Source organism: Rhizobium pisi (genome assembly GCF_003938655.1).
GTDB lineage: Bacteria > Pseudomonadota > Alphaproteobacteria > Rhizobiales > Rhizobiaceae > Rhizobium > Rhizobium pisi.
Window position 1 is genome coordinate 261,250 of record NZ_RJJT01000008.1, and the last position, 23,745, is coordinate 284,994.

At 60.7% G+C, this 23,745-nt stretch carries 21 protein-coding genes and 1 riboswitch; of the genes, 8 read left to right on the top strand and 13 right to left on the bottom strand.

What is annotated here, in order from left to right:
• The first annotated feature begins 256 nt into the window (after nucleotides 1–256).
• Nucleotides 257–475, top strand: a complete 219-nt coding sequence (locus EFD55_RS13640) for a hypothetical protein (RefSeq protein ID WP_125845579.1) — start codon at nucleotides 257–259, stop codon at nucleotides 473–475.
• 379 nt (nucleotides 476–854) lie between these two features.
• On the opposite strand, the gene EFD55_RS13650 is transcribed toward EFD55_RS13640, so the two are convergent.
• A complete protein-coding gene (locus EFD55_RS13650; protein WP_125845580.1) occupies nucleotides 855–1,055 on the bottom strand; it encodes a hypothetical protein in 201 nt (66 codons plus the stop codon).
• 642 nt (nucleotides 1,056–1,697) lie between these two features.
• Here EFD55_RS13650 and EFD55_RS13655 point away from each other — a divergent pair.
• Nucleotides 1,698–2,840: an AraC family transcriptional regulator gene (locus EFD55_RS13655; protein WP_125845581.1), complete on the top strand. Its 1,143-nt coding sequence runs from the start codon at nucleotides 1,698–1,700 to the stop codon at nucleotides 2,838–2,840.
• Nucleotides 2,841–3,058: 218 nt separating this feature from the next.
• Here the strand turns inward: EFD55_RS13655 and aspA are convergent, their stop codons facing one another.
• The 12 genes from aspA to EFD55_RS13715 all read right to left on the bottom strand — a co-directional run bounded on the left by aspA (nucleotide 3,059) and on the right by EFD55_RS13715 (nucleotide 17,061).
• A complete protein-coding gene (gene aspA, locus EFD55_RS13660) occupies nucleotides 3,059–4,486 on the bottom strand; it encodes an aspartate ammonia-lyase (protein ID WP_125845582.1) in 1,428 nt (475 codons plus the stop codon).
• 109 nt (nucleotides 4,487–4,595) lie between these two features.
• Nucleotides 4,596–5,690, bottom strand: coding sequence for an asparaginase (locus tag EFD55_RS13665; RefSeq protein ID WP_125845583.1), 1,095 nt, complete (start codon nucleotides 5,688–5,690; stop codon nucleotides 4,596–4,598).
• A 72-nt stretch (nucleotides 5,691–5,762) separates the two neighbouring features.
• Entirely contained in the window at nucleotides 5,763–7,235 is a 1,473-nt protein-coding gene (locus EFD55_RS13670) for an amino acid permease (protein WP_125845584.1), read from the bottom strand.
• Between the two features lie 162 nt (nucleotides 7,236–7,397).
• Nucleotides 7,398–8,105, bottom strand: a complete 708-nt coding sequence (locus tag EFD55_RS13675) for a FadR/GntR family transcriptional regulator (RefSeq protein ID WP_125845585.1) — start codon at nucleotides 8,103–8,105, stop codon at nucleotides 7,398–7,400.
• A 53-nt stretch (nucleotides 8,106–8,158) separates the two neighbouring features.
• Complete coding sequence (locus EFD55_RS13680; RefSeq protein ID WP_125845586.1) at nucleotides 8,159–8,878, bottom strand: FadR/GntR family transcriptional regulator; 720 nt, start codon at nucleotides 8,876–8,878, stop codon at nucleotides 8,159–8,161.
• Between the two features lie 176 nt (nucleotides 8,879–9,054).
• A complete protein-coding gene (locus EFD55_RS13685) occupies nucleotides 9,055–9,876 on the bottom strand; it encodes a bifunctional allantoicase/(S)-ureidoglycine aminohydrolase (protein WP_125845587.1) in 822 nt (273 codons plus the stop codon).
• Nucleotides 9,877–9,960: 84 nt separating this feature from the next.
• Nucleotides 9,961–11,793: an ABC transporter ATP-binding protein gene (locus EFD55_RS13690; protein ID WP_125845588.1), complete on the bottom strand. Its 1,833-nt coding sequence runs from the start codon at nucleotides 11,791–11,793 to the stop codon at nucleotides 9,961–9,963.
• 21 nt (nucleotides 11,794–11,814) lie between these two features.
• Nucleotides 11,815–13,011 carry an aminotransferase class V-fold PLP-dependent enzyme gene (locus EFD55_RS13695; RefSeq protein WP_125845589.1) on the bottom strand — a complete coding sequence of 399 codons (1,197 nt, stop codon included), beginning with the start codon at nucleotides 13,009–13,011 and terminating at the stop codon, nucleotides 11,815–11,817.
• 68 nt (nucleotides 13,012–13,079) lie between these two features.
• Entirely contained in the window at nucleotides 13,080–13,592 is a 513-nt protein-coding gene (locus tag EFD55_RS13700; RefSeq protein WP_125845590.1) for a RidA family protein, read from the bottom strand.
• Nucleotides 13,593–13,639: 47 nt separating this feature from the next.
• Nucleotides 13,640–14,509: an ABC transporter permease gene (locus EFD55_RS13705; RefSeq protein WP_125845591.1), complete on the bottom strand. Its 870-nt coding sequence runs from the start codon at nucleotides 14,507–14,509 to the stop codon at nucleotides 13,640–13,642.
• Nucleotides 14,509–15,450, bottom strand: a complete 942-nt coding sequence (locus tag EFD55_RS13710) for an ABC transporter permease (RefSeq protein WP_165504813.1) — start codon at nucleotides 15,448–15,450, stop codon at nucleotides 14,509–14,511. The genes EFD55_RS13705 and EFD55_RS13710 overlap by 1 nt, the downstream gene beginning before the upstream one ends.
• 84 nt (nucleotides 15,451–15,534) lie before the next feature.
• Entirely contained in the window at nucleotides 15,535–17,061 is a 1,527-nt protein-coding gene (locus EFD55_RS13715; protein ID WP_125845592.1) for an ABC transporter substrate-binding protein, read from the bottom strand.
• Between the two features lie 229 nt (nucleotides 17,062–17,290).
• Between EFD55_RS13715 and EFD55_RS13720 the strand changes: the two genes are divergently transcribed.
• The 6 genes from EFD55_RS13720 to thiD all read left to right on the top strand — a co-directional run bounded on the left by EFD55_RS13720 (nucleotide 17,291) and on the right by thiD (nucleotide 23,534).
• Entirely contained in the window at nucleotides 17,291–17,875 is a 585-nt protein-coding gene (locus EFD55_RS13720) for a DUF1349 domain-containing protein (protein ID WP_125845593.1), read from the top strand.
• A gap of 201 nt (nucleotides 17,876–18,076) precedes the next feature.
• Nucleotides 18,077–19,723 (top strand): S8 family peptidase, encoded by a 1,647-nt coding sequence (locus EFD55_RS13725; protein WP_125845594.1) that lies wholly within the window; start codon nucleotides 18,077–18,079, stop codon nucleotides 19,721–19,723.
• 9 nt (nucleotides 19,724–19,732) lie between these two features.
• On the top strand, nucleotides 19,733–21,058 hold the full coding sequence (locus tag EFD55_RS13730; RefSeq protein ID WP_125845595.1) for a hypothetical protein: 1,326 nt from the start codon (nucleotides 19,733–19,735) through the stop codon (nucleotides 21,056–21,058).
• An 88-nt stretch (nucleotides 21,059–21,146) separates the two neighbouring features.
• A riboswitch (TPP riboswitch) is annotated at nucleotides 21,147–21,243 on the top strand.
• 49 nt (nucleotides 21,244–21,292) lie between these two features.
• Nucleotides 21,293–22,096 carry a hydroxyethylthiazole kinase gene (gene thiM / locus EFD55_RS13735; protein ID WP_125845596.1) on the top strand — a complete coding sequence of 268 codons (804 nt, stop codon included), beginning with the start codon at nucleotides 21,293–21,295 and terminating at the stop codon, nucleotides 22,094–22,096.
• Nucleotides 22,093–22,728, top strand: a complete 636-nt coding sequence (gene thiE / locus EFD55_RS13740) for a thiamine phosphate synthase (RefSeq protein WP_125845597.1) — start codon at nucleotides 22,093–22,095, stop codon at nucleotides 22,726–22,728. Before thiM ends, thiE begins: the two co-directional genes overlap by 4 nt.
• Complete coding sequence (gene thiD, locus EFD55_RS13745) at nucleotides 22,725–23,534, top strand: bifunctional hydroxymethylpyrimidine kinase/phosphomethylpyrimidine kinase (RefSeq protein ID WP_125845598.1); 810 nt, start codon at nucleotides 22,725–22,727, stop codon at nucleotides 23,532–23,534. Before thiE ends, thiD begins: the two co-directional genes overlap by 4 nt.
• Nucleotides 23,535–23,745 lie beyond the last annotated feature (211 nt).

The window sequence follows — 23,745 nt, forward strand, 5'->3', positions numbered from 1 at the left end:
AAATGGATACAGGCCGCAACAGTGATTACCACAAGTCGCTTCCGCTTTTGGCAATTGTGCGGTAGCCTGTCTTTTCCTTCACATCGAGCGAAGATTTTTCGCTGCGACCCCAAAGACGCCGAGGACGGCGAAGTTTCGACCGTCCAGAGTTCCGGAACAGTTTCCGTCAGCCGTGATACGGCAAAAATGCGATGTGAACGGAACAATGATGCCTGCACCTGGGTTTCGAGCCTTAGCGTTCAAAAGGAGGAGCATTATGCCTACGGTTGCCGCGACATCCATCACTCCGCCCGATCAGCATGTCGTCACCGCCCGCGAAGCTATCGAGCCGCTTTACGAAAAGCTCGAGCTTCAAACGGAGTCGCTCGTTCTCTCTGCAGCGCTGGAAGCAGGATGGTCTCCGGACGAGGCAACGGAAGCGCTGGCGGCGCTCAGACTGCAGGACGCACTTTCCATCCTCGGACCAACTAACTAGCCAATCCTTTCGAGAACAAATCGACGAGCTTCGACAAATCCGAGAGATCGGGTGGCAGTATCTTAAGATCGCGGTGCCGGCTTCGTCGGTCTCCTCGTGTGCGGACGATCAATCCCGGTCGTGTGCGATCCGGCCAATAGTATGCCTATCGACCGGTGGACCGGTGTAGAGTTTTACAATCATGCTGTCGCGAGCAGAGCCGCTGAGTTCGAAATACAGGTGCAGGTAGCAGTCTTGGTTGTCGCCGCTACGACTTATACTCCGTCATCGTTGAGGGCCTAATTCCACGCGACCTTTTCTAGAGCGGTTCAGCTTTTCCTAGAAGCACAGAACCGCTCTCATCTTCTGTATTTGCGCAATTCCAGACGCCTGGATTGCTCTAGTTCGGTCGAAGCCTTTTGGTCGCGATCAGCATCACGAGATCTTCGGAGGCATCTGCGAGCGCCAGTGCCAGTTCCGCAGCCTCCCATCCACGTTTCTGCAAACTGACGAGCATTTCTACCATCGCGACTTCGACTTCTTGTCTGCAGCTCGAAATCGGCTTCAATTCGATAATTTTCTCATCACATGCCGTAGTCATCTTAGCCTCCGTTCTGCCATATGAAAGGCAGCGTCCACAAATTCGACAATGGGTGGATATGATAGGGGTTGCGTGCAGGCCTCGGTCGTTACGCATCGACACAGATGGCCTCGGCTGCGCGCAACCCCTTGCGCGCCATTATTTGCCGATGTCCGGCCTAGGAGCGTCTCGCATGAATTTTCACGACACAAGGTAAGCATTTTTCCTGACGCCAGAGGGCCTCTCGCAGAATAATTTCCGTTGCGAGCCGCGCTCGCGCAAAGAGCGCACGAATATTTCTCCGATAGTTCACGACCTATCCTCCTGTGTTTTCATGTTTTGTTTTGAATAAGTGTCGTTTTACGTTGCCGGCGCTTCGAAACTACATTGCACCAACAAATGAGGATTTTGGATTTTCCGAACTTCCTCAGGAATTAACGATTGCTCATTTAAATATATGAACAGCACGCAATTGTCGTTATCGCCGCATCCTGAAAATTATCGGTCCGTCCATTTCTGCTCGTCAGAGAATATGATAGGTAGCTTATGCACGTAGAGCTTTAGCCAATTCGGCTTTGTCGGATGGTTGTGCGGTTCAGCGCGAAAACGATTGTTTGCTTCAATTTCAACAGCCCGGATCGGCTTATGCGCTGGAGGAATTGGATGGTTACGGGTTCTGGAGATGACCCCACTGCGGGAAAGGAATGGCCGGCTCACCTCGAGCGGCGGCGCTGGCCGCGCGAACCGTCCCCCCAGAAGGAACATCGGGTGGACGTTGCACCGGCACTGGTGCCCTTGCGATTTTCGACGCACGACCTGCCACCGAAAGAACAGTTCCGGTCCTGGCGATCACATATGGCCCCACTTGTGGATGTTCATCTGCCGGATGGAAAATCAGAGGGCGACGGTTTTCTTGCGGAACAGACCGGCTGGCATCTCGGCGAGATCCTCATCGTTCAGCAGCGCGCGCAGGCATGCAGCTATATTCGCGATCAGGCCATGCTGCGATCGAGCCCAATCGATCACTGGAACGTCGGCGTACTGCGAAGCGGCCGGGCCTGGACCGAGGCCAATCGGCATGTAACGGCGACCGGCCCGGGTGAGGTATTTTTCAGGTCTCTTGGTTATCCTTACCGCGGGCGGATGACCGATTCAGCCGCTGTGCTCGTCTTCTTGCCATATGAACTGTTGACCCGTGATGCAGGTCTTCTGCAGAACGCCAACAATATCGCCCTGTCCGGTAGCCTGGCTGAATTGCTCGTCAGCTATATCAACGGCCTGGAAGCGAACCTGGGCAATTTGACGGTGGAGGAGGTGCCGCGGATCATACGGACGATCGGCGATATGGTCGTTGCATGCGCTGCATCGTCCACAAGTTTGGATCGCGGTCAGGAACAGACCAATATGGGGCTTATGGAGCGGGCGCATCGCTATATTCACCTCAATCTTCATTCAGATAGCTTGACGCCTGACGTCATGTGCCGTGCGCTGGGCATCTCGCGGACGCGACTCTATCAATTGTTCGAAACGAGCGGGGGCGTCTTCAACTACATTCGCAAACATCGATTGCTGCAGGCATATGCGGATCTTACTAACCCGACTGACAACAGGCCGATCTCGGAGATTGCCGAGGCCGCCGGCTTCGACGTTGCGGCCAATTTCACGCGCGCGTTCAGCCATGAATTCGGGCTCAGCCCGCGTGAAGTCCGAAAGACAATAGCAACTGAGCGCCCGGCCATCCCCGCGACACGTTCCACGCGACGTTTTGGGACAACGATCGGCGATTGGCTGACGCTCGCACGTTGATGTGGGAAAGCACCAAAAGCCGTTGATATTGCCGCATAGTTTTCAAAGAGTTATGCAGCGACGTTTGCTTGACACTTTCAAGTTCCATAAGACAGATTACGCCACTTTGCTCGCATAACGTGCACATACTACATACAACACAACCAAGTCGATATCATCGTGCAAGAGACGCTTATCACATTCAGTCTGAATGAGACTCGCAAAGTCACCTGCTCGGGCTATGAGAAAGTGAGCTTCTCGCTCGGCCGCGTGAGAGTTTCGGGACGCAGAACCGCATCCAGATGCTCCTTCTGCATCAGGCCCCGTTCGAGAAGGATCTCATATACACCCCGTCCCGAATGGTGCGCCTCCAACGCAACCTCGGTGGCGTTGCGATAGCCGATATAGGGGTTTAGCGCCGTCACGATGCCAATCGACTGCTCGACCGTTTGACGCAACCGGTCGCGGTTGGCGGTAATGCCTTGAATGCAATTCGCCTCGAGCGTCAGGCAGGCGTTGGTCAGGTGGCTCAAGCTGCGATAGAGGCTGTAGAAGATGATGGGCTCGAAGGCATTCAACTGAAGTTGGCCGGCCTCTGCGGCCATGGTGATCGTCACGTCATTACCGATCACCTCGAAGGCGACCTGGTTGACGACCTCCGGGATCACGGGATTGACCTTGCCCGGCATGATCGAGGAACCGGCCTGCCTTGCGGGCAAATTGATCTCGTTCAATCCGGCGCGCGGCCCCGAAGACAGAAGCCGCAGGTCGTTGCAGGTCTTGGACAGCTTCACCGCCACGCGCTTGAGAACGCCCGAAAGCTGCACGAATGCCCCGCAATCCTGTGTGGCTTCCACCAGATCCGGCGAGGTCACCAGATCGACACCGACGATTTCCGACAGGCGCTCGCGGACCAGAGCCGCATATCGAGGATGGGCCGTAATGCCGGTCCCTATGGCCGTCGCGCCGAGATTGATCTCGCGGATCAACGAGACCGCTTCGGAAAGGCGCGCTTCGTCTTCCGCAAGCATCAGCGCATAGGTTCCGAATTCCTGCCCCAGCGTCATCGGCACGGCATCCTGCAATTGGGTGCGGCCCATCTTGAGGACGTCGGCAAACTCGATCGCCTTGGCCTCGAACGACCGGCGCAGGATGGCCATGGCGTCGACGAGACGATGAACGCCGATCCATGCGGCGAGCTTCAAAGCCGTCGGATAGACGTCGTTGGTGGATTGTGAGAGATTCACATGCTCGTTCGGATGCAGGTGTTGGTAGTCTCCTCGGCCATACCCCATGATTTCGAGCGCCCTGTTGGCAATCACCTCGTTGGCGTTCATGTTGGTCGAAGTTCCGGCCCCGCCCTGGATCAGATCGACGACGAAGTGGTCGTGTAGTGCACCGTCACGGATCTCGACGCAGGCCGCGATGATGGCGTCGGCTCGTTCCCGGTCCAGAAGGCCGAGGCTCGCATTGGCCTGGGCTGCCGCCTGCTTGATCGCAGCCAGGGATGCAATCAGGTCTGCCGATTCACGAAGGGTTTGACCGGTGATGGCAAAATTCTCGACCGCTCGCAGCGTATGCACGCCGTAATAGGCCGAGACCGGCACCTCGCGATCGCCGATGAGGTCATGCTCGATGCGGATTTTCGTAATATCGGATGCAGTCATAGCGGGACCTTCGAGAAGAGGCGCTGCGGGCTTGAACTTGAGGCGGCAGGCCGAAGAAGATGATGTGTGGAGAGGCGGCAATTGCCGCAACCCGGGATGTCTGATCGGGTCAGGGCCGCGCGACGAGGTTCGCCCCGTCCGGTTTGAATCCACGCGGCTTGAACGGAAAAGACACGCGGCCTGTCGTGACGCCCATCGTGTTCACGCGCGCGGGATGATGGAACGTCGCGAACTGCCTGCGGATATCAGGCGAACCGATTCCAAGCTGTTCCAGGATTTCCGTCACAACTGCGTAGAGGATTTCGACGTTGCCATCCTCGACTTTAACCGAGATGCCGAGCGCGCCATCCGCTCCCAATCGCCTGGTTTCATCCGAGGCCCGCACACCAATCGCGTAGCTGGCATCGGCCCCGAGCTTGCCAATCATTGCGCCTTTGAATGCTTGCATGAGCACCGTGCAATAGCGCCCCTCGCCCGCGACCATCTCAGGATAACGTGCCATCGCATGGAAAATGCGAGCCAGCGCGGTGCTACGCACCGACTGGTCTTCGCGCGCATCGTTCCCATCCGCAGCCGCAGCAAGCTTGGCATAGATGCGCGCCAGCCGATCCAATGGAAAAGCAGGGGTCGGAAGATTGCATCCGTCGATCCCCCATTCGACGTCCCGTGCTTCCAAATCGCAGAGCTCGGCAATCGTACGCTTGACCACCACCTGCATCGGATGATCCGGCAGGTGGTAGCCTTCCACGCCTGCCCCGATCGCGCGGGATCCGGCAATCATCCCGACGTGTTTTCCCGAACAATTGCTGCAAACCGCCGTTGGCGTGTAATCCCGCTTGATCCAGGAACGGTTCACCGTTTCGGACAGGGAAGGATGGCCGCCGCAACGAAGATCTGCCTCCTCGGCCCGAACCTTCGACAGCATGGTCCGTGTTCGCTCGATATGCCGCTCTTCGCTGCTGTGGGAAGCGCACATCAGCGCAAGGTCGGCATCGTCGAACCCGTAACGCTCGAAACCATGCGTTTCCAGAATGGCAAGCGCCTGGGCCGGTTTTGCCGCAGACCGGGCAAGTGTCATGCGTGTCGGATTTCCCAGTGCATAAAGCAGGCTGCCTTTTGCATCGACAACGGCCACGTGGACGCGGTGACTGTTCTCGACGATCCCGCCACGGTCGGTAACGACGACATCCTCATTCGAGGTCATTTCTCTCTCCATCCATGCGGCGCTGTGCCCAGCCCCGGCAGCGAGCTTCGCCGCCGGGTAAAGCTTGCGCTATCAAGCCAAATCGAAACCACCGCGATCTTGGCCTTGTTCGGCCGCAATCATGTGGATGCGCTCCCGCATGAAAAGCCAGCCGAGCACCAATGCCGGAATGATCAGGACCAGAGAGGCAACCGTGTAGGTGCCGACAGGATAATCGAGGGCCATCAGGACTACGACGACCGCAAGGAACCCCAGCGTCAGCACGCCGGTGTAAGGAGCGCCGAACATCCGGAATTCAGGGCGCGCCAGTTTGCCTTGACGCGACAGTTTCCACAGCTTGAGCTGGCACAGGACAATCACCCCCCACGCCGCGATAATGCCGAGGGCGGCAACATTCAGCCCAATCTCGAAAGCTTCCGCCGGAACCAAAGCATTCAGCACGACACCGAACGCGGTCACGACCGCCGTCACTGCAATGCCCCCATAGGGCACGCCGGACCTGTTCATCTTCGCCAGCGCGGCCGGAGCCGAGCCTGAAATCGCCATGGAATGCAGAATGCGGCCTGTCGAATAGAGGCCCGCATTGAGCGACGACATGACGGCGGTCAGTACGACGAGGTTCATGACGACGTCGGCGCCATGGATGCCGATCTTGCCGAAGAAGGTCACGAACGGGCTCTCGCCACCCTTGTAGGCGGTATAAGGCAGCAGCAGCGACAGCAGCATGACCGAGCCGACATAGAAGACCACCAGACGGAGCACGACGGTCCGGATCGCGCGGGGCATGACCTTGCGCGCATTTTCGGTTTCGCCTGCAGCAGTGCCGATCAGCTCGATGGAGGCATAGGCAAAAACCACGCCCTGTATCACCACCAGAGCCGGCAGGATTCCGTTCGGGAACATGCCGCCGAAGTCGGTTATCGTATTCAGGCCTGGAACGTGACCGTCGATCGGCGTACCAGATACCACGAAGTAAACGCCCACGATCAGGAAGACGACCAGGGCGAGAACCTTGATGAGACTGAACCAGAATTCCAATTCGCCGAAAACCTTCACCGACAAAAGGTTCATGGCGAGAACGATGATCAGCGCTGCCAGCGCAAATACCCACTGATCGATCATGGCGATCCACGGGACATAGGCCTTGAAGAAATTCATGTAGAGGGCGACGGCGGTGACGTCGGCGACCGCAGTCATCGCCCAGGTCAGCCAATACAGCCAGCCGACCGCAAATGCGAGCTTTTCGCCATAAAATTCACGGGCGTAGGACACGAACGAGCCCGAGGTCGGGCGATGCACGATGAGTTCGCCCAGAGCCCGCAGAACGAGAAATGCAAAAAAGCCGCACAGCGCATAAACCAGCACAAGCGCCGGACCAGCGGCAGCAAGCCGGCCGCCCGCACCAAGAAACAGCCCTGTGCCGATCGCTCCGCCGATGGCGATCATCTGGATCTGCCGCGGTTTCAGCGCTTTTTTGTAACCGAGATCTTCCTCGGCGAAAACCTGGCCATCGCCCTCGGTTCTGGTGGATTCCATCACTGTCATTTCTCCTCCCTATCCACGGTTCGGCAACCTCCAGGCCGCCCGTCCGCGCAGATTTCTGTAAAGATGCCAATCTGCTATGCGGTCTGACAGGTTAGCGTTTAAATTGAATAATACGATCCCGTCAAGGATTTTTCGCTCGTTTGTGGCAGATAGATCGCCGGCTTAGCGCGGCTCGGAACCGATGATGCGGCCTAGCGCCGCCTCGACTTTTCTCAGATGAATTTCCATCGCAAGCTGAGCCTCGACCTCCGACCCTCTGCGGATGGCTTCGATGATCGCCCGATGTTCCTCGTTCGACTCCTGACGCCGCGGCCCCAAAATCGTCAGCAGCCCGGATTGCTGGGCCATCGCCTCGCGGACGTCATCGATGATATCGCGGAAGACAGCATTCTTGGATGCCTCGGCGATCAGCCCATGAAAATCCGAATCCAGCTGCACCCAGATCTCGGTATTTTCTTCCTGCTCCATCCGGTCGCAAAGTGTCAGCAACCGGGACAGATCATCATCGCTTCGACGCAGAGCCGCCCAACCGGCGGCGGATACCTCGACGAAGGCGCGCGCCTCCATCAGATCACGCGCCGAATAATTGCCGTAGCGAATATCTCTGTTGCCGCTGTCGGCGAGCACGTAGGTCCCGCTCCCGGTCCGCGTCTCCGTCAATCCCAAAATCTGCAGCGAGCGCAGCGCTTCCCGCACGATCGGACGGCTCACTCCGTATTTTCCCGCCAGCTTGGCTTCCGACGGAAGCTTGGAGCCAGCAGCGAACCGGCCGGAAAGAATGAGATTGCGCAGCTCCTCGAAGACCAGTTCCGAGGCGCTTTTGCGACTGAGGATCGCGGGGTCTGAAAGCCAGCTTTCTAGATCGTTCATCGCTTCGCATTCAATCGGCAGCGCACCCAGACATCCAGGCGCAAAATTAGAAATTATACCTTAAGTGGAGTTCGCTTTTCATCGGCAGTCCCGATGATGGACCGCTTCACCTCGAGCAGGTGCTCTGCCATGGCGCCACGCGCATCCCCTTCCTTGCTTGCGGCAATTGCCTCCAGTATTCGGCGATGCTCCGCATTGGACGCTTTCCGCCGTCCGCGAACATGCTCCACGAGTTCCGATTGCGTCGAGAGTGCACCGCGAACACCGGCAACGACTTTCCGGAAGATCGCATTGCCCGAAGCTTCCGCGATTTCTCCATGAAACTCAGCGTCCATCCGCACCCATTTCTGGACATCCTCCTCATCGTCCATCCGGTCGCACAAGGATGTTAGGGAGGCCAGTTGCTCGTTGGAGCGACGCAATGCCGCCCAGCCCGCAGCCGGTATCTCGATGCAGGGACGCGCTTCCATGAGATCGCGGGCGGAATATGCCCCTCCGCCGAGTTGCCGCGCCGGGCTCTCCGAAACGATGAAGGTGCCCCGACCGGTTCTGGTTTGCGTGAAGCCCAGCGTCTGCAGCGAGCGAAGCGCTTCACGCACGATAGCCCGGCTGATGCCGTAGCGTTCGGCCAGTTGCACCTCGGAGGGAAGCCGGGTACCGAGAGTCAGTTTATGATCCACAATGGCCGTGCGGATATCTTCGAAGACCGCTTCGGCAGCGTTTCTTCGGCCTGTCTCTTTCTTCTCCGACAGCCATGAATCCATATCCCGCATCGAACGACGATGCGTGCAATCGCTAGAGGTGTCAAGCAACCGGACAGGTTCGCCGCAAATGCGCCGACCGCGTGCCGGGCTCGCCTCAAGCGGCTGTTATACCTTGTGAAAGGAGCGATTGACCGAGAGCCGCGCCGCCTTCCGGCGCGCAAGCTTGAACCGGCTCGCGAGGCCGCCTACCAGAGCGTCATGTGGCGGTTGACATCCTTGTAAAGCAGGTAGCGGAACCGGCCCGGGCCGCCGGCGTAACATGCCTGCGGGCAGAAGGCGCGCAGCCACATGAAGTCGCCGGCCTCGACCTCGACCCAGTCCTGGTTCAGGCGATAGACGGCCTTGCCCTCCAGCACATAGAGACCATGCTCCATGACATGGGTTTCCATGAAGGGGATCACCGCGCCCGGCTCCAGGGTCACGATGGTGACATGCATATCGTAGCGAACGTCGGCGGGATCGATGAAACGCGTCGTCCCCCAGCCCCCGTCGGTGTCCGGCATTGCCGCCATGGGATGATCGTCCTCATGCGTGAAGATCGCCGGTGGCGGCTCCAGCCCCTCGACCTCCTGAAACGCCTTTCTGATCCAGTGGAATATCGCCGCGGCCGAACCATCGTTTTTCAGGCGCCAGACTGAACCCGCCGGAAGATAGGCGAAGGAACCGGCGCGCAGCGCGTGGCTGACGCCATCGAGCTCCACCGTCATGCCGCCCTCGACGACGAACAGCACCGCTTCGGCCCGCTTGTCAGACTCCGGCCGGTCGCTTCCGCCACCCGGCTGAACTTCCATCACATATTGCGAGAAGGTCTCGGAGAATCCTGAGAGCGGACGGGAGAGAACCCATGCCCGCGTCCCCGTCCAGTGAGGCAGGACGCTGCTGACGATATCGGTCAGGACGCCGCGCGGGATGACCGCGTAGGCCGTGGTGAAAACGGCCTTGCTTGAAAGCAGCTGCGTCTGCGGCGGCAATCCGCCGAGCTTCGAATAATAATCGTTGTTGTTCATCGGTGCAGATTTCCGGGCATTTGGCTATGCCTCTGCTTTATGCGCCGCCGGCCCGTTAGGCAACTCCCATTGGACGGCGCAGGGCTAGCGATCCGCCATCACCAGATGGCCCGGACTAACCTCGCGATACGAAACGGCCGGAGGTTGATAATCGACTGATCGCATCGGGCTCTTGATCTCTTCGTTTGCCACCATCCGTTTTTCGTGGCGACGATCGGGATCAGGCACGGGCACAGCTGAAATCAGCTTCTTCGTATAGGGATGCTGCGGATTTTCAAAGACGGCGGCGCGCGGGCCGATCTCGACGATCTCGCCGAGATACATCACCGCCACGCGATGGCTGACGCGCTCGACCACCGCCATGTCGTGCGAAATGAACAGGAAGGCGAGATTGAGGCTCTGCTGCAGGTCCAGCATCAGGTTGATGACCTGCGCCTTGATCGAAACGTCGAGCGCCGAGACGCTTTCATCGGCGACGATGACCTTCGGCTGCAAGGCAAGCGCCCGGGCAATGCAGATGCGCTGCCGCTGGCCGCCAGAAAATTCATGCGGGTAACGCGAAGCCATATCGGGAGACAAGCCGACTTTCACCAGCAGGTCGGCTACGACCTCCCTCGCCTCTCTCGCATTGCCCATCCTGTGCTCGAGATAGGGTTCTGCGATCGCGGCACCAACCGTCATGCGCGGGTTGAGGCTGGCAAAGGGATCCTGGAAAATCATCTGCACGGATTTGCGCATCTGGCGCAGATCCTTTCTGTCGAGGCCGAGCACTTCCCTGCCCTCGACGAGGACGGAACCGGCCTGCGGTTCGATCAAACGCAGGATGGCGCGGCCCGTCGTCGATTTGCCGCAGCCGGATTCACCGACAAGCGACAGCGTCTCGCCGGCATGAAGATCGAAGGAGACGTTTTCGACCGCGTGCACCCGGCTGGTCAGCCGGTTGAAGAGGCCGGAATGAATATCGAAGCGCTTGGTGAGGTTCTTCACCTCAAGCACAGGCTTTGCCGCCACCGTATCGGCCGCCTCGGCGGGAATGTCCGATTCACCCGTCGCCGTATTGACCACGGGAAAACGCAGCGGCTTTTGCCGGCCCTGCATCGAGCCGAGCACAGGCACGGCCGAGAGCAGCGCTCTCGTATAGGGATGTTTGCCGCGGTGGAAGATATCGGCGGTGGCGCCGCTTTCCACCTGTTCGCCGCGATACATCACGACTGTCCTGTCGGCGATCTCGGCGACGACGCCCATGTCATGGGTGATGAAGAGAACGGAAGTCCCCTCCTCGTCCTGCAGCATCTTGATGAGATCGAGGATCTGACCCTGGATCGTCACGTCGAGCGCCGTCGTCGGCTCGTCGGCGATCAGCAGCTTCGGCCGGCTGGCGAGCGCCATGGCGATCATCACGCGCTGGCGCATGCCGCCGGAAAAGCGATGCGGATACTCGTCGAAGCGCGAAGCGGCCGAGGGGATGCGGACCTTTTCCAGGAGCCTTATCGTCTCGGCCTTCGCATCCGCCCTGCTCATATCGGAATGGCAGAGCAGCGCTTCGGAAATCTGGTCACCGATGGTGAAGAGCGGATTGAGCGATGTCATCGGCTCCTGGAAGATCATCGCCACCTCGTTGCCGCGCACCCGCCGCATGGCAGGTTCCGGCAAGGCCAGCAGGTCGCGTCCGCCCAGCATGACGCGGCCCTCGATGCGGCTCGTGTCCGCCTGCAGCAGCCGCATGATCGACAGAGACGTGACGCTCTTGCCCGAGCCGGATTCGCCGACGATCGCCACCGTTTCAGCCGGCGCGACAGTGAAGGAAACGTCGCGCACAACAGGTTTCCAGGCCCCCTCCACCAGAAAGGACGTCGTCAGCCTGTCGACGGAAAGAACGGCTGTTGTCTCAATCGGTTGCGCCTGGACGCTGGCCATATCGTTTCCTCTTCCGACGGTTTAATCAGGCCAGCGCAGGAGCCCGTCGAAGCGGTGCCGGCTGCGGTTTTCGATGGGCGTCGCGATGATCTCGTTGGAGGCGCGGGCCTTGTCGAGTTCCTCGCCAAGACGGTTTGCGACGATCTCTTCCTGGCCCGGATGCAGGTTGCAGGGGTCGAGATAGAAATAGCGGTGCTCCACCTCATGGTCGCTCACGATGATCGGCGGGCTGCCCTTCGCCAGCGCATCCGCCAGATCCCAGGCGGTGATATGCGCCTGCTCGGGATCAAGGATGAGGCGCAGCCGATCAAGCGGATTGCCGGTCGGATCGGGCTCGATCAGCGCGGTAACACCGGGACGGCCGTCAAGCGTGCGCTTCCAGAGATTGAGATAGCTGGTCTCGCGTTCGCGAATGCCGGCGTGGTCGCGTTTTTCCCAGGCTTCGAGTGCGGCCATGACGCCGAAGATGCTCTCCTTGCCGACCTTCATGCCGCGGCCGATGCCCATATTCTGCAGGAAGGCATGACGCACCAGTTCCTTCCTGCCCGCGACGATGCCCGAAGTCGGGCCGCCGAGGAATTTATGGCCGGAATAGAGCGCGATATCGGCCCCCTGCTCCAGGAAGATCCTGAGATCGTATTCCGAGGCCGCATCGACGATGACGGGCACACCTCTCGCATGGGCGATCTCGACGAACTCCTTGAGGTTCAACAGTCCGTAATCGACGACATGATGGGAGACGATAAAGCCGGCGGCGGCGGTCTTGTCGGTGATGGCGTTTTCCATGTGGAAGCGATGGGTCGAGGTCGCCTGGCCGATCAGCACGACCTTGCCGCCGGCAAGCCGGATCGCCTGGTCGACGGGTGCGCCGTAGCTCACCACATGGCCCATCTGCACGAGCACTTCGTTCTTCTCGGATGTCGTATCCGGCAATTTTTCGATCGCCAGCAGATTGTCGCCGGTGATGGCGCCGGCGACGGCAAGCGAAATGCCGGCCGAGCAGGAGGCGGTGACGAAACCCGCCTCGCCGCCGGTCAGCCGGGCGATGATGGCGCTTGCCTTGCGCTGCAAATCGTTGATCTCGACGAAGTGCGGCAGGATCGATGCCATCGCGCTGACCGCTTCCGGCACCCCGATCGAGGCGCCGAGGCTCGTCATCGTGCCCGATACGTTGATGACAGGACGAAGGCCGATCGATGGTCTCATATCAGTGGGCATGAAGTTCTCCAGAATTCTGGCTCGGGAAGAGGATAAGTGGAGCGCTGCTCCAAATATGAAAGTTCTCGTCAGCCGTGCAAGGCGACGATTGCCTCGATCTCGACGGTGATGTTGCCGGGCAGCGAGCCGAAGCCGACGGCCGAGCGGGCATGTTCGCCGGCCGGTCCGAAGACTTCGATCAACAGATCCGAGCAGCCGTTGATGACGCTCGGATGATCCTCGAAATCGGGCACGGCATTGACCATGCCGAGCAGCTTGACCACCCGCTTGACCCGGGAGAGATCGCCGAGCGCCTCATGCATGACCGACAAGAGGTTGATGCCGGTCAGCCGTGCATGGCCGTACGCCTGCTCGACGCCGACGCCACCTGCGCCGACCTTGCCGGCATGCAGGAAGCCATCGGCCTCGCGCGGTCCTTGGCCGGAGAGATAAAGCATGTTGCCTTCAAGCACATGCGTCACGAAATTGGCGATCGGCGGCGGCGGCGGCGGAAGCTCGATGCCGAGCGCGGCAAGCCGTTCATAGGGCGAGTTCTCAACCGTACCTGCGGCGGGAAACTGATTCACGCTAACTCCTGTCATGCGAATTCGATTGGCGAATGTCGTTTGGCCGACGTTTCGTCGGCGGATTAAAGGTCCTTGCGAAGTCTTGGGTCGAGCATGTCCCTGAGGCCGTCGCCGACCATTTGCAGCGACAGCACGGAGAGGATGATCGCGACGCCGGGAAACAGCGTCATCCAGTCGGCCTGGCCGATATATTGCCGGCCGGCGGCGATCATCGTTCCCCAGGTCGGGATTTCAGGGCTGACGCCGAGGCCGAGGAAAGACAGGCCGGCTTCGGCAAGCATCGCGCTGGCGAAGAGGAACGTCGCCTGCACCAGGATCGGCGAGAGCAGATTGCGCAGCACATGCCGCGTCATGATGTGGAAGGTCGAAATCCCGAGCGCCCTCGCCGCCTCGACATAGGGCAGCTCGCGAATGACGAGCGTCGAGGCACGGACGATGCGGGCAAGACGCGGCGCATAGACGATCGACAGCGCGATGATGACTGTTGTCAACGAGGGCCCTAGGGCGGCAACGAGCGCGATCGCCAGCAGAATATCGGGAAATGCCATCATCGCGTCGATCAACCGGGCGATCGGCGTATCGAGCTTCTGGAAAAAGCCGGCAAGCAGGCCGAGCGTCACGCCGATCACGGCTGACAAGGTCACGACAGCGGCACCGACGAGCAGCGACAGGCGGCCGGCGAAGATCGTTCGCGAGAAGACGTCGCGGCCGAACTCGTCGGTGCCGAAGAAGAAGATGCCGCTCGGCGGCTTCAGCCGGTTGACGATGGACAACTTGGACGGCGAATAAGGCGCAACGACAGGCGCGAAGACCGCGAGCAGCACGAAGATCGTCAGGATCAGGAGGCCGCAGGCGACCGTCTTGCGTTTCAGCAGGCGCCGAACGAATTTGCCGCCCTCGCCTTCGGCTGAATTGATCGCAATATCGGCCATCAGTAGCGCACCCTCGGATCGATCAACAGATAGAGCATGTCGATCGCAAAATTGATCAGCACGTAGAGCGCGGCGATGACGAGCAAGGCCCCCTGGATGACAGGGTAATCGCGACGCAGAACCGCCGAGACGACGAGATTGCCGACACCCGGCAGGCCGAAGACGGTCTCGGTGACGACCGCGCCCGAAATCAGCACCGCCGCCGTCAGGCCGATCACCGTCAGGATCGGGATCAGCGCATTCTTCAGCGCGTGCTTGAGGATCACCCGGTGCTCGACCAGCCCCTTGGCGCGCGCTGTGCGGATATAATCGTCGCCGAGCACATCGAGCATCGAAGCGCGGGTGAAGCGCAGGATCAGCGCCGAGGAAACGATGCCGAGGGCAAAGGCCGGCAGCGTCAGGTGATACATGCGCTCGAAGAAGGTCGAGCCGGGACCGCCATAACCCGAGACCGGGAAGAGATTGAGCCTGACGGCGAAGAACTGAATCAGGATGAGGCCCAGCCAGAAGCTCGGGATGCTCGCGGCAAACATCGCAAGCGTCGTTGCCGCCTGGTCGATGAAGGAGCCGCGGCGATAGGCGGCATAGATGCCGATCGGCAAGGCGATGATGCTGGCGATGGCAAGTGAGAACAGCGTCAGGAAGAAGGTCGGTTCGGCGCGGTCGAGCAGGGCCGATGTGACGGGCATGTTGAGAAAGATCGACTGGCCGAGATCGCCCTTCAGCAGCTGGCCGATGTAGTAGACATATTGCAGGGCGAGCGATTGATCGAGGCCGAGCTGGGACCTGAGATCGGCAATATCCTGCGGCGTCGCATCCGGCCCGAGCATGACGGCGGCCGGATCTCCCGGCGTCACGCGCACGATGACGAAGACAATCGTGACGACGAGAAACATCACGACGATCATGCCGAACAGGCGCTGGAGGATGTAGCGGATCATGAATGGCCTGTTTTCGAGCCCTTGCAGATGCGGCAGAAAAGAAGACCGGCACCAGCCACGGAGGGCCGGCGCCGGTGGCGATGCTTACTTCTTGATCGAGGCATTCCAGAAATACGGCCACGGAGCCGGATCGACGCCATCAAGCTTGACCGATTTCGCCGAGACGGCGTTGAAATCGCCGATCTTCATGAAGGGCGCGTCGGCATAGATGGCCTTCTGGACGTCGGCCCAGAGCGCGACGCGCTTCTTCGGGTCGACTTCCGAGGTGAAGGCATCGACGGCGGCCTTGCGGGCCGGCGTATCCCACCAGCCCGGCGAACTGGTCGAGAGCGAGCCGATGAGCGCCGGCTCCGGCAGGAAGGGGCTGTGGGTGATGTAGATATCCCAGAGCTTCGGATCGGTGCGGCGCTGCGTCAGCGTCGCCCAGTCCACCACCTGCATGTCGACGGTGAAGCCGGCAAGCTTCAGATATTCGGCGGCGACCTGCGCCATCTTGTAATGAAACTCATACTGGCGGCTGGTCAGGATACGGATCGGCTCGCCATTGTAGCCGGCCTTCTTGGCGGCAGTCGCCGCTCCTTCCGGATCGGCGACGTTATAGGCGCCCTCGACGCCGGCATCCGTCGACCAGGCAAAAGTCTTCGGATAGATGGCACCATCGAGCGCATAGAAATCCGTGCCGCCGAAGGCAGCGGCCAGCATGTCTTCCATGCTGAGCGCCTGGCGGATCGCCTTGCGGACCTCGACATTGCTAGCAGCACCTTCCTTCGTGTTGAAGACGAAGACTGGATAACCGAAGGGCTTCAGCATGACCGGCTGCGAGGCGGTCGAAGCCTTCAGCTTGTCGTACGATTCCACAGGGATCGAATCGACATAATCATACTGGCCGGAAACGGCGGCTTCGACACGGGTATTCGGGTCCGGCACCGGCACGAAGCGGATCTCATCAAGATACTGATGGCGGGCACCGCCATAACCATTGCTGTCGCCCTCGCGTGACTTATAGCCATCAAAGCGGACGAGCTGGATATACTGGTCGGCCTTGCGCTCCTTCAGCATGTAGGGACCGGTGCCGATGAATTCCTTCATCGGCTCGTCCTGCTTTTCGGAGGGGATGATGATCGCGGCCGAATTGTTGAAGGCGAGCAGCGAGGTCAGCGGCGCATAGGGCTGCTTCAGCGTGATCGTGACGGTCGCCGGATCGGGGGCGGCGATCTTGTCGATGAAGCCTGCCACCTGCTTGCCGCGCGAGGCGATCTTCGTCCAGCGGCCAAGCGAAGCGACGACATCCTCCGACGTCATGTCGCTATTGTCGTGGAACTTGATGCCGGTTCTGAGCTTGATCGTATAGGTTTTGCCGTCGGCGCTGATCTCAGGCAGGCTTTCGGCCAGCAGCGGCGTGACGTTCCAGCTCTTGTCGAAGGTATAGAGCGTTTCGAAAATATGCTGCGTGACGATGCCGACGAGATCGGCCGTTGACGACATTGGGTCGAGCGTCGGCGGCTCGCCGATCGTCGCAACGTTGATGACGCCGCCCTTTTCCTGGGCAAGAAGGGTCGACGGCAGGGCGGCAAGCGCGGTGCCGAGCAGGAATGCGACCAGAATTTTCATGTGATGGCTCCCGTTTAGTTCCACAATTATGTAATTAATCTTTTTGTAACAGAATAGAAGCTGAAACTATCGTGTCAAGCACGAGCGGTGGATTATGCAGCCGCCGATAGCATCGTCGTCGAAAAGGCACCATCTTCAGCTGCGCCCAGCCCTCTGCACGAAGCCTGCGTGATATGCCAAGGTGAGGCGACCGCCCTGCGGCAAGGTTTCAAAGGAACGGGAGAAGCGGATGCGCATCGATTTCAACGACGGAAAATGGCTGAACGAACCGGCCAGCTGGCACGCCGACGAAACCGGCCTGACGATGACGACTGGCGAGAAGACCGATTTCTGGCGAGAGACCTATTACGGCTTCACCCGCGACAGCGGCCACTTCCTCGCCTTTCCCACCGGCGACAACTTCACCGTGCAGATCCGCATCCAGGGCGAATTCCGCACCCTCTACGACCAGGCCGGCCTCATGGTGCGCATCGACGAGAGCCGCTGGGTGAAGACAGGCGTCGAATTCACCGACGGCGAACCCTTCCTCAGCACCGTCGTCACCGACGGCAGGTCCGACTGGTCCGTTTCCCAGCCCTTCAAGGAACTCGAGGATTTCCGCATCCGTGTGACGGTCGCGAACGGCGCTATGCGCATCCAGGCCTCGCGCGACGGCCGCCACTGGCCGCTGCTGCGGCTAGCGCCCTTCCCTGCGGCCGAGCACTATCAGGTCGGGCCGGCTGCCTGCACGCCGGAGCGCCGTGGGTTGAGGGTGCGGTTTTCGGAATTCTCGATTGGGGCGGCGAGTACGACAGGGCTGCATGATTTGAGTTAGAAGTCTCCGGCTTCGCCACAAGCATAGTTTACATGAAACGTCTGGCATCTGAACGTAAACGATGAATAGCAGACACGTTTCGAGCATACTTAATCAAGCCTGCAATTGCCAAGTTCACTGAAATATATAGGTGTATTTTAGAAAAATATTGCACCCACGGTTGCTGCTGCTATTCTTTCCGAAAAGGGGGAGGACAGTTGCATGGCAAAGAGGCAACGGCCGGCGCAACCCCGGACGGAATCCGAAGACAGCATTCAGGAAAACCTGGTCAAGACCCGAATCGGGGGCGATCTCTCGTCGTTCATGAAAGGCGATCCGGACCGCCCCAGGAGAGCCAGCAAAACTCCTGAGAGTTTTGATGTCGTCGTCGAATTCAATCGCGATTTTCCCGGCGGCGTGACGGCGGCGCGGCAGCTTTTGTTCGAGGCATATCTGCGCCACCTCGACAGGATCAGCGCGACCGATGAAAGCAATAATCTGCGGCGTTTCGGCATTTCGGCGCCGCTCGGCATGCCTGCGGTCTCCGATGACAGCAGGCTCGATCTCTCGCAGATCTTTTCGAATGGCAGCAGGATTGCCGCCAAATCGCTCTGGACCGACAGCTACGTTTTCGCGACCCTGACCCGGGAAGCCATCGGCCGGCTGTCGACCTGGACGATGCCCAAGAGCGACGGCAAGCAGAGGGATATCCCGCTTGTCTACAAGATCTGGCACGATCACGAGATATCTCGCTGCGTCTATGAATCCATCAGGACGATCAAATGCGATGCGGCGCAGGCCTCTTTCGCGGCCAGCGGAAAGGGCGTCGTCTGGGCTGTGGCCGATACCGGGATCGACAAGAACCATCCCCATTTCTCAACGTTGAAAACGCTCGAATTGCCGGATGGCCTCAGCCATTGGGATTTTACATCTGATAATCCCGATCCGGCCTCCGCACCCGCAACGGCGCTGACCGACGCCGCCGGCCATGGAACTCATGTCGCCGGCATCATCGCTGGACGCACGTCCATATTGGAAAACCCGACGACGCAGGGGGTAGAGAAAATCCCTGTCACCTCGGAAATACGCAATGAGGACGATACGAAGTCTCAGGTTACCGACGAATATCAGGGGGTGATCTCCGGCATGGCGCCCCATTGCAAGCTGATAAGCCTGAAGGTGCTCATCAACGACAGGCAGGGGAGACTGAGCAACCTGCTGGCCGCGATCAATTACGTCCAGCGGTCGAACGATTACGGGCGCAACATCAAGATTCATGGCATCAACCTCAGCCTCGGCTATCCCTTCAACCCGGTGTGGTTCGCGGCAGGCCAAAGCCCGCTCTGCGTCGAGGTCAACAGGCTCGTCCGCTCGGGCGTCTGTGTCGTCGTTGCGGCCGGCAATGCCGGCTATGGCACGGTGACGCAATTTTCCGGAGCGCCGGAGCGCGCCGCCCATAGCGGCACGATCATGGATCCCGGCAATGCGGCGCTCGCCATCACAGTCGGCTCGACGCATCGCGATATGCCGCACACCTATGGCGTCTCCTATTTCTCCTCGAAGGGACCGACCGCCGACGGGCGCATGAAACCCGATCTCGTCGCTCCCGGCGAGCGCATCATTTCCTGCGCGCTCTATGACCGCGACAAGCCGGGAGAGGCACCGTTCCGGGAGGATACCGGCACGAGCATGGCCGCGCCGCACGTCTCCGGGGCGATCGCCGCCTTCCTGTCCGTCCGGCGCGAATTTCTCGGCCAGCCCGAGCGCGTCAAGGAGATCTTCGTCGGCGCTGCGACCGACCTCAAGCGACGGCCGGAGTTTCAGGGCGCCGGCCTGCTCGATCTGATGCGAACGCTGCAAGCTGTGTAAGGAGGCCACATGGAAACGCTTGGACCCTCGCCACTTCTGTGGCTCGAATTCGACAAGGACGGCGTGATCGATCCCGCGTTGACGAGAAAGCTCGCCGGGCTGCTGAACCAGCCCGATATGACCGATCTGGTGGTCATGTCGCATGGCTGGAAGAACACCAAGGACGATGCCCGCACGCTCTACGGAACGCTCTGGGCGAACGCCTGTAAAATTCTTACCCCCGACAAGGCGCGCCGCACGACGATCGCCGGCGTCGTTTGGCCGGCCAAGGCCTATGGCCCCGATTTCGACGAGCAGACGCTGGTGACGGCAGGCGGCGGAGCCCAGGCAGCCGACGGGACGGCGGCGGCCCTCAAGGATCTCGACGACGAGGCTTTCAACGAGGTGCTGGCCGATTTCGAGGATCTCTTCGGGCCGGATGGCGCCGCCACGGCCGAAAAGGCTCGGGTAGCAGCCAAGACTCTCGATGAAACGACGTCACTCTTCCTCGTCAGGAAAGGCAATGAAGCGCTCGGCTCTCCCGGAGCCGATGCGGAACTCCAGGCGGATGCCGAGCCGATCGCGCTCGCGACCGAGGATGCCAACAGCGCCAAGATGCTGATGGAAGGTCTCGTCCCGGCGCCGACCTTCAATCTTGAAAGCTCGGTCGGCCAGGCGCAGGGCCTAGGCGACGTCGTCTCCAGCCTGATCTCCGGCCCAAGAGCCGCCGTGGCGCGGTTTCTGAACCAGTTGACCTATTACGAAATGAAGAACCGCGCCGGCATCGTCGGCGAGGCCTTGACGAAGAGCGTGCTGTCGAAGCTCGTGCTGCAGCGGTCGATCCGCCTGCATCTCGTCGGCCACAGCTTTGGCGCCCGGCTGGTCTCGGCGGCGGCGAACAGGCTCGCGCCGGTCCCGAAACTGGAGTTCTTCTCGCTCACCCTGTTGCAGGGCGCCTTTTCCCACAATGGTTTCGCCAAAGAGATCAAGCCGGGCCTTGCCGGCGCCTTCCCTGAGGTCGTCGGCAAACCGACCGGCCCGATCTGCGTCACTCACACCCACAACGATCTCGCCTGCACGCTTGCCTATGCGCTGGCTTCGCGCTTGTCGCGCGATATCTCCAAGAGCATCGGCGATGCGAACGACGCCTTCGGCGCGATGGGAGCAAACGGCCCCCAGCACCTGAAAGCCGGACAGGCCGTCGCGGACGATACGGACACCGTCTTCGCGCCGCAGGCCGGCAAGGTGAACACCTTCTTGGCGGACAAATACATCGTCAAGACGGCGACCTCGGATGCCCATAACAACGTGAAGAACGAGGATGTCGGACGGTTGCTGGCAAAGATCGTCGGCTGATCGCCTTTCGCAAATTAGCCGCACTGCACGGTCGCAGAATTGTCGTTTTCGGGGTGACATGCGCCCCGTTCTCTGCAAAATAGAGCCTGATGAGAGACAGGGGCGTCCGTCGAAAGACGGGCTGAGAAGCACCCTTCGAACCTGAACCGGATCATGCCGGCGGAGGGAGTCGCTCGGGGTTGCGGCTCGCCCGTATGAAACGCCCCGTGCCTGCCCCCGCCTGAAAGGGGCAATATGCAGACCGAGACCACGCCAGGAACGATGCTGAAGGCGATGCGCGAAAAGCCGCCGCTCGTTCAGTGCATCACCAATTACGTCGCCATGAACATTGCCGCAAACGTCCTGCTTGCATCAGGCGCCTCGCCGGCCATGGTGCATGCTGCGGAGGAAGCCGGCGAATTCGCCGGGATCGCGAACGCGCTGACCATCAATATCGGCACGCTCTCGACGCAATGGATCGCAGGCATGCACGCGGCTGCAAAGGCGGCGAACGCAGCCGGTAAACCCTGGGTTCTCGATCCGGTCGCGCATTACGCCACGGCGTTCCGCCGCAGCGCTGTTGCCGGTCTCCTGGCGCTCAACCCCGCCATCATCCGCGGCAACGCCTCCGAGATCATCGCACTTGCCGGCGGAGAGAGCCGCGGCCAGGGCGTCGACAGCCGCGATCCGGTCGAACAGGCGGAAGAGTCTGCGCGGCGGCTCGCCGAGCGGCAGCGGGCGATCGTCGCCGTCACCGGCGCGGTGGATTTCGTGACCGATGGTGAAAGGGCGGTGCGTGTTGCAGGCGGATCGGCCTTGATGCCCCAGGTCACTGCACTCGGCTGCTCGCTCACCTGCCTCGTCGGCGCCTTCGCCGCGACCGCGCCCGAGGATCTCTTCGGCGCGACTGTCGCAGCTCTCGCAACTTTCGCCGTCGCCGGCGAAGATGCAGCGCTGGGTGCCGCCGGCCCCGGCTCCTTCTCCTGGCGCTTCCTCGATGCGCTGGCCGCAATCGACGCCGAAACGCTCGATGCCAGGGCAAGGATATTGTCCGCATGAAGCGTTTCGACCTTTCGCTCTATCTCGTCCTCGATCCCGATCTCTGCGCCGGGATTGGCATGGTCGAAACGGCGCGCCTTGCGGCTGCCGGCGGGGCGACGATGGTGCAACTGCGCGACAAACGTGCCAGCACCGCCAGCATGATCGAGACCGGCCGCGCCTTGAGACAGGCGCTCGATAGGACCGGCGCCCTCCTGATCGTCAACGACGATATCGAGGCGGCGATCGCCATCGGCGCGGACGGCCTGCATATTGGCCAGGAGGACATGGATGCGCGCAGAGCGCGAACGATGATCGGCCCCGATATGATCCTCGGCCTCTCGGTCGAAACCGAACTGCTTGCCGGCGCCGTCGATCCCGATCTCGTCGATTATACCGGCGTCGGGCCGGTATTTGCGACACCGACCAAGGCAGACCACAAGCAGCCGATCGGTTTTGATGGCCTTGCAAAGCTGGTGAAAGCCTCGCCGGTGCCGTCGGTTGCCATTGGCGGGCTCAAGGCGGACCATGTGGCGCAAGTGTTTGCCGCAGGCGCCAAGGGGCTTGCGGTCGTTTCCGCCATCTGCGGCACGCCGGACCCCGAAGCGGCCACGCGCCGCATCGCTGCCGAAATCCGAAAGGTTCGTCCATGATCCGCAACGTTCTCTCCATCGCCGGCTCCGATCCCTCGGGCGGCGCCGGCATCCAGGCCGATCTCAAGGCCTTTTCCGCCCGCGGCGTCTATGGCATGGCGGTGGTGACTGCGCTGACGGCGCAGAATACGCAAGGGGTGAGCGGCGTGCATCTGGTGCCGCCGCAATTCGTCGCCGACCAGATCAATGCCGTCTTTGCCGATGTGCGCGTCGATGCCGTCAAGATCGGCATGATCGCCAATGCCGGCATTGCCGAAGCCGTCGCCGCGGCACTCGCCGACCATCGCGACATTCCGATCGTTATCGATCCTGTGATGATCGCCAAAGGTGGGGCCGCCCTGCTCGCGCCGGAAGCCGTCGACGTGCTGACCCGCCGGCTGTTGCCGCTCGCAACCCTTCTGACCCCGAACCTTCCCGAAGCCGCCGCCCTGCTGCACCAGCCGGTTGCGGCCAACCGCGCGGAGATGGCAGCGCAGGCCGAACAGCTGCGGGCGCTTGGCCCGGCCGCCGTGCTGGTCAAGGGCGGCCATCTCGAAAGCGATGAAAGCCCCGACGTGCTGGCCACGGCCGACGGCCTGCATTGGTTCGAAGCCCGACGCGTGCCGACCAAGAACACGCACGGCACCGGCTGCACGCTCTCCAGCGCGCTGGCGGCCGAGCTTGCCAAAGGCGTCTCGGTCCGGGAAGCCGTCGCCATCGCGAAGGAATACCTCGCCGGCGCGGTCGCGGCTGCCGGAAGTCTCACCGTCGGCTCCGGTCACGGCCCGGTGCAGCATTTTCATGCGCTTTGGAACGATGGCGAATAAGCGCAGGATCAGCAACCAGGCCGCCATCATCATGTGATGGTCCTCTCATTTGGCTATTATCGAAAAACGGCCCGGGCTCCCCGGGCCGTCAGACTGCTGACAAACCCGTCGATTTTTTCGGCGGGTTTTGCTTTTTTGGCGATAGGATTCTTTGCCGGTCGTGTTGGCAGAGGGCGAAGAAGGAGGTTTCGGCTTACGCCGTGGCCGGTTT

Excerpts from the sequence above, each read along its gene's own strand:
- EFD55_RS13640 (WP_125845579.1), top strand. The coding sequence starts at position 257 with ATGCCTACGGTTGCCGCGACATCCATCACTCCGCCCGATCAGCATGTC.
- EFD55_RS13650 (WP_125845580.1), bottom strand. The coding sequence starts at position 1,055 with ATGACTACGGCATGTGATGAGAAAATTATCGAATTGAAGCCGATTTCG.
- EFD55_RS13655 (WP_125845581.1), top strand. The coding sequence starts at position 1,698 with ATGGTTACGGGTTCTGGAGATGACCCCACTGCGGGAAAGGAATGGCCG.
- aspA (WP_125845582.1), bottom strand. The coding sequence starts at position 4,486 with ATGACTGCATCCGATATTACGAAAATCCGCATCGAGCATGACCTCATC.
- EFD55_RS13665 (WP_125845583.1), bottom strand. The coding sequence starts at position 5,690 with ATGACCTCGAATGAGGATGTCGTCGTTACCGACCGTGGCGGGATCGTC.
- EFD55_RS13670 (WP_125845584.1), bottom strand. The coding sequence starts at position 7,235 with ATGACAGTGATGGAATCCACCAGAACCGAGGGCGATGGCCAGGTTTTC.
- EFD55_RS13675 (WP_125845585.1), bottom strand. The coding sequence starts at position 8,105 with ATGAACGATCTAGAAAGCTGGCTTTCAGACCCCGCGATCCTCAGTCGC.
- EFD55_RS13680 (WP_125845586.1), bottom strand. The coding sequence starts at position 8,878 with ATGCGGGATATGGATTCATGGCTGTCGGAGAAGAAAGAGACAGGCCGA.
- EFD55_RS13685 (WP_125845587.1), bottom strand. The coding sequence starts at position 9,876 with ATGAACAACAACGATTATTATTCGAAGCTCGGCGGATTGCCGCCGCAG.
- EFD55_RS13690 (WP_125845588.1), bottom strand. The coding sequence starts at position 11,793 with ATGGCCAGCGTCCAGGCGCAACCGATTGAGACAACAGCCGTTCTTTCC.
- EFD55_RS13695 (WP_125845589.1), bottom strand. The coding sequence starts at position 13,011 with ATGCCCACTGATATGAGACCATCGATCGGCCTTCGTCCTGTCATCAAC.
- EFD55_RS13700 (WP_125845590.1), bottom strand. The coding sequence starts at position 13,592 with ATGACAGGAGTTAGCGTGAATCAGTTTCCCGCCGCAGGTACGGTTGAG.
- EFD55_RS13705 (WP_125845591.1), bottom strand. The coding sequence starts at position 14,509 with ATGGCCGATATTGCGATCAATTCAGCCGAAGGCGAGGGCGGCAAATTC.
- EFD55_RS13710 (WP_165504813.1), bottom strand. The coding sequence starts at position 15,450 with ATGATCCGCTACATCCTCCAGCGCCTGTTCGGCATGATCGTCGTGATG.
- EFD55_RS13715 (WP_125845592.1), bottom strand. The coding sequence starts at position 17,061 with ATGAAAATTCTGGTCGCATTCCTGCTCGGCACCGCGCTTGCCGCCCTG.
- EFD55_RS13720 (WP_125845593.1), top strand. The coding sequence starts at position 17,291 with ATGCGCATCGATTTCAACGACGGAAAATGGCTGAACGAACCGGCCAGC.
- EFD55_RS13725 (WP_125845594.1), top strand. The coding sequence starts at position 18,077 with ATGGCAAAGAGGCAACGGCCGGCGCAACCCCGGACGGAATCCGAAGAC.
- EFD55_RS13730 (WP_125845595.1), top strand. The coding sequence starts at position 19,733 with ATGGAAACGCTTGGACCCTCGCCACTTCTGTGGCTCGAATTCGACAAG.
- thiM (WP_125845596.1), top strand. The coding sequence starts at position 21,293 with ATGCAGACCGAGACCACGCCAGGAACGATGCTGAAGGCGATGCGCGAA.
- thiE (WP_125845597.1), top strand. The coding sequence starts at position 22,093 with ATGAAGCGTTTCGACCTTTCGCTCTATCTCGTCCTCGATCCCGATCTC.
- thiD (WP_125845598.1), top strand. The coding sequence starts at position 22,725 with ATGATCCGCAACGTTCTCTCCATCGCCGGCTCCGATCCCTCGGGCGGC.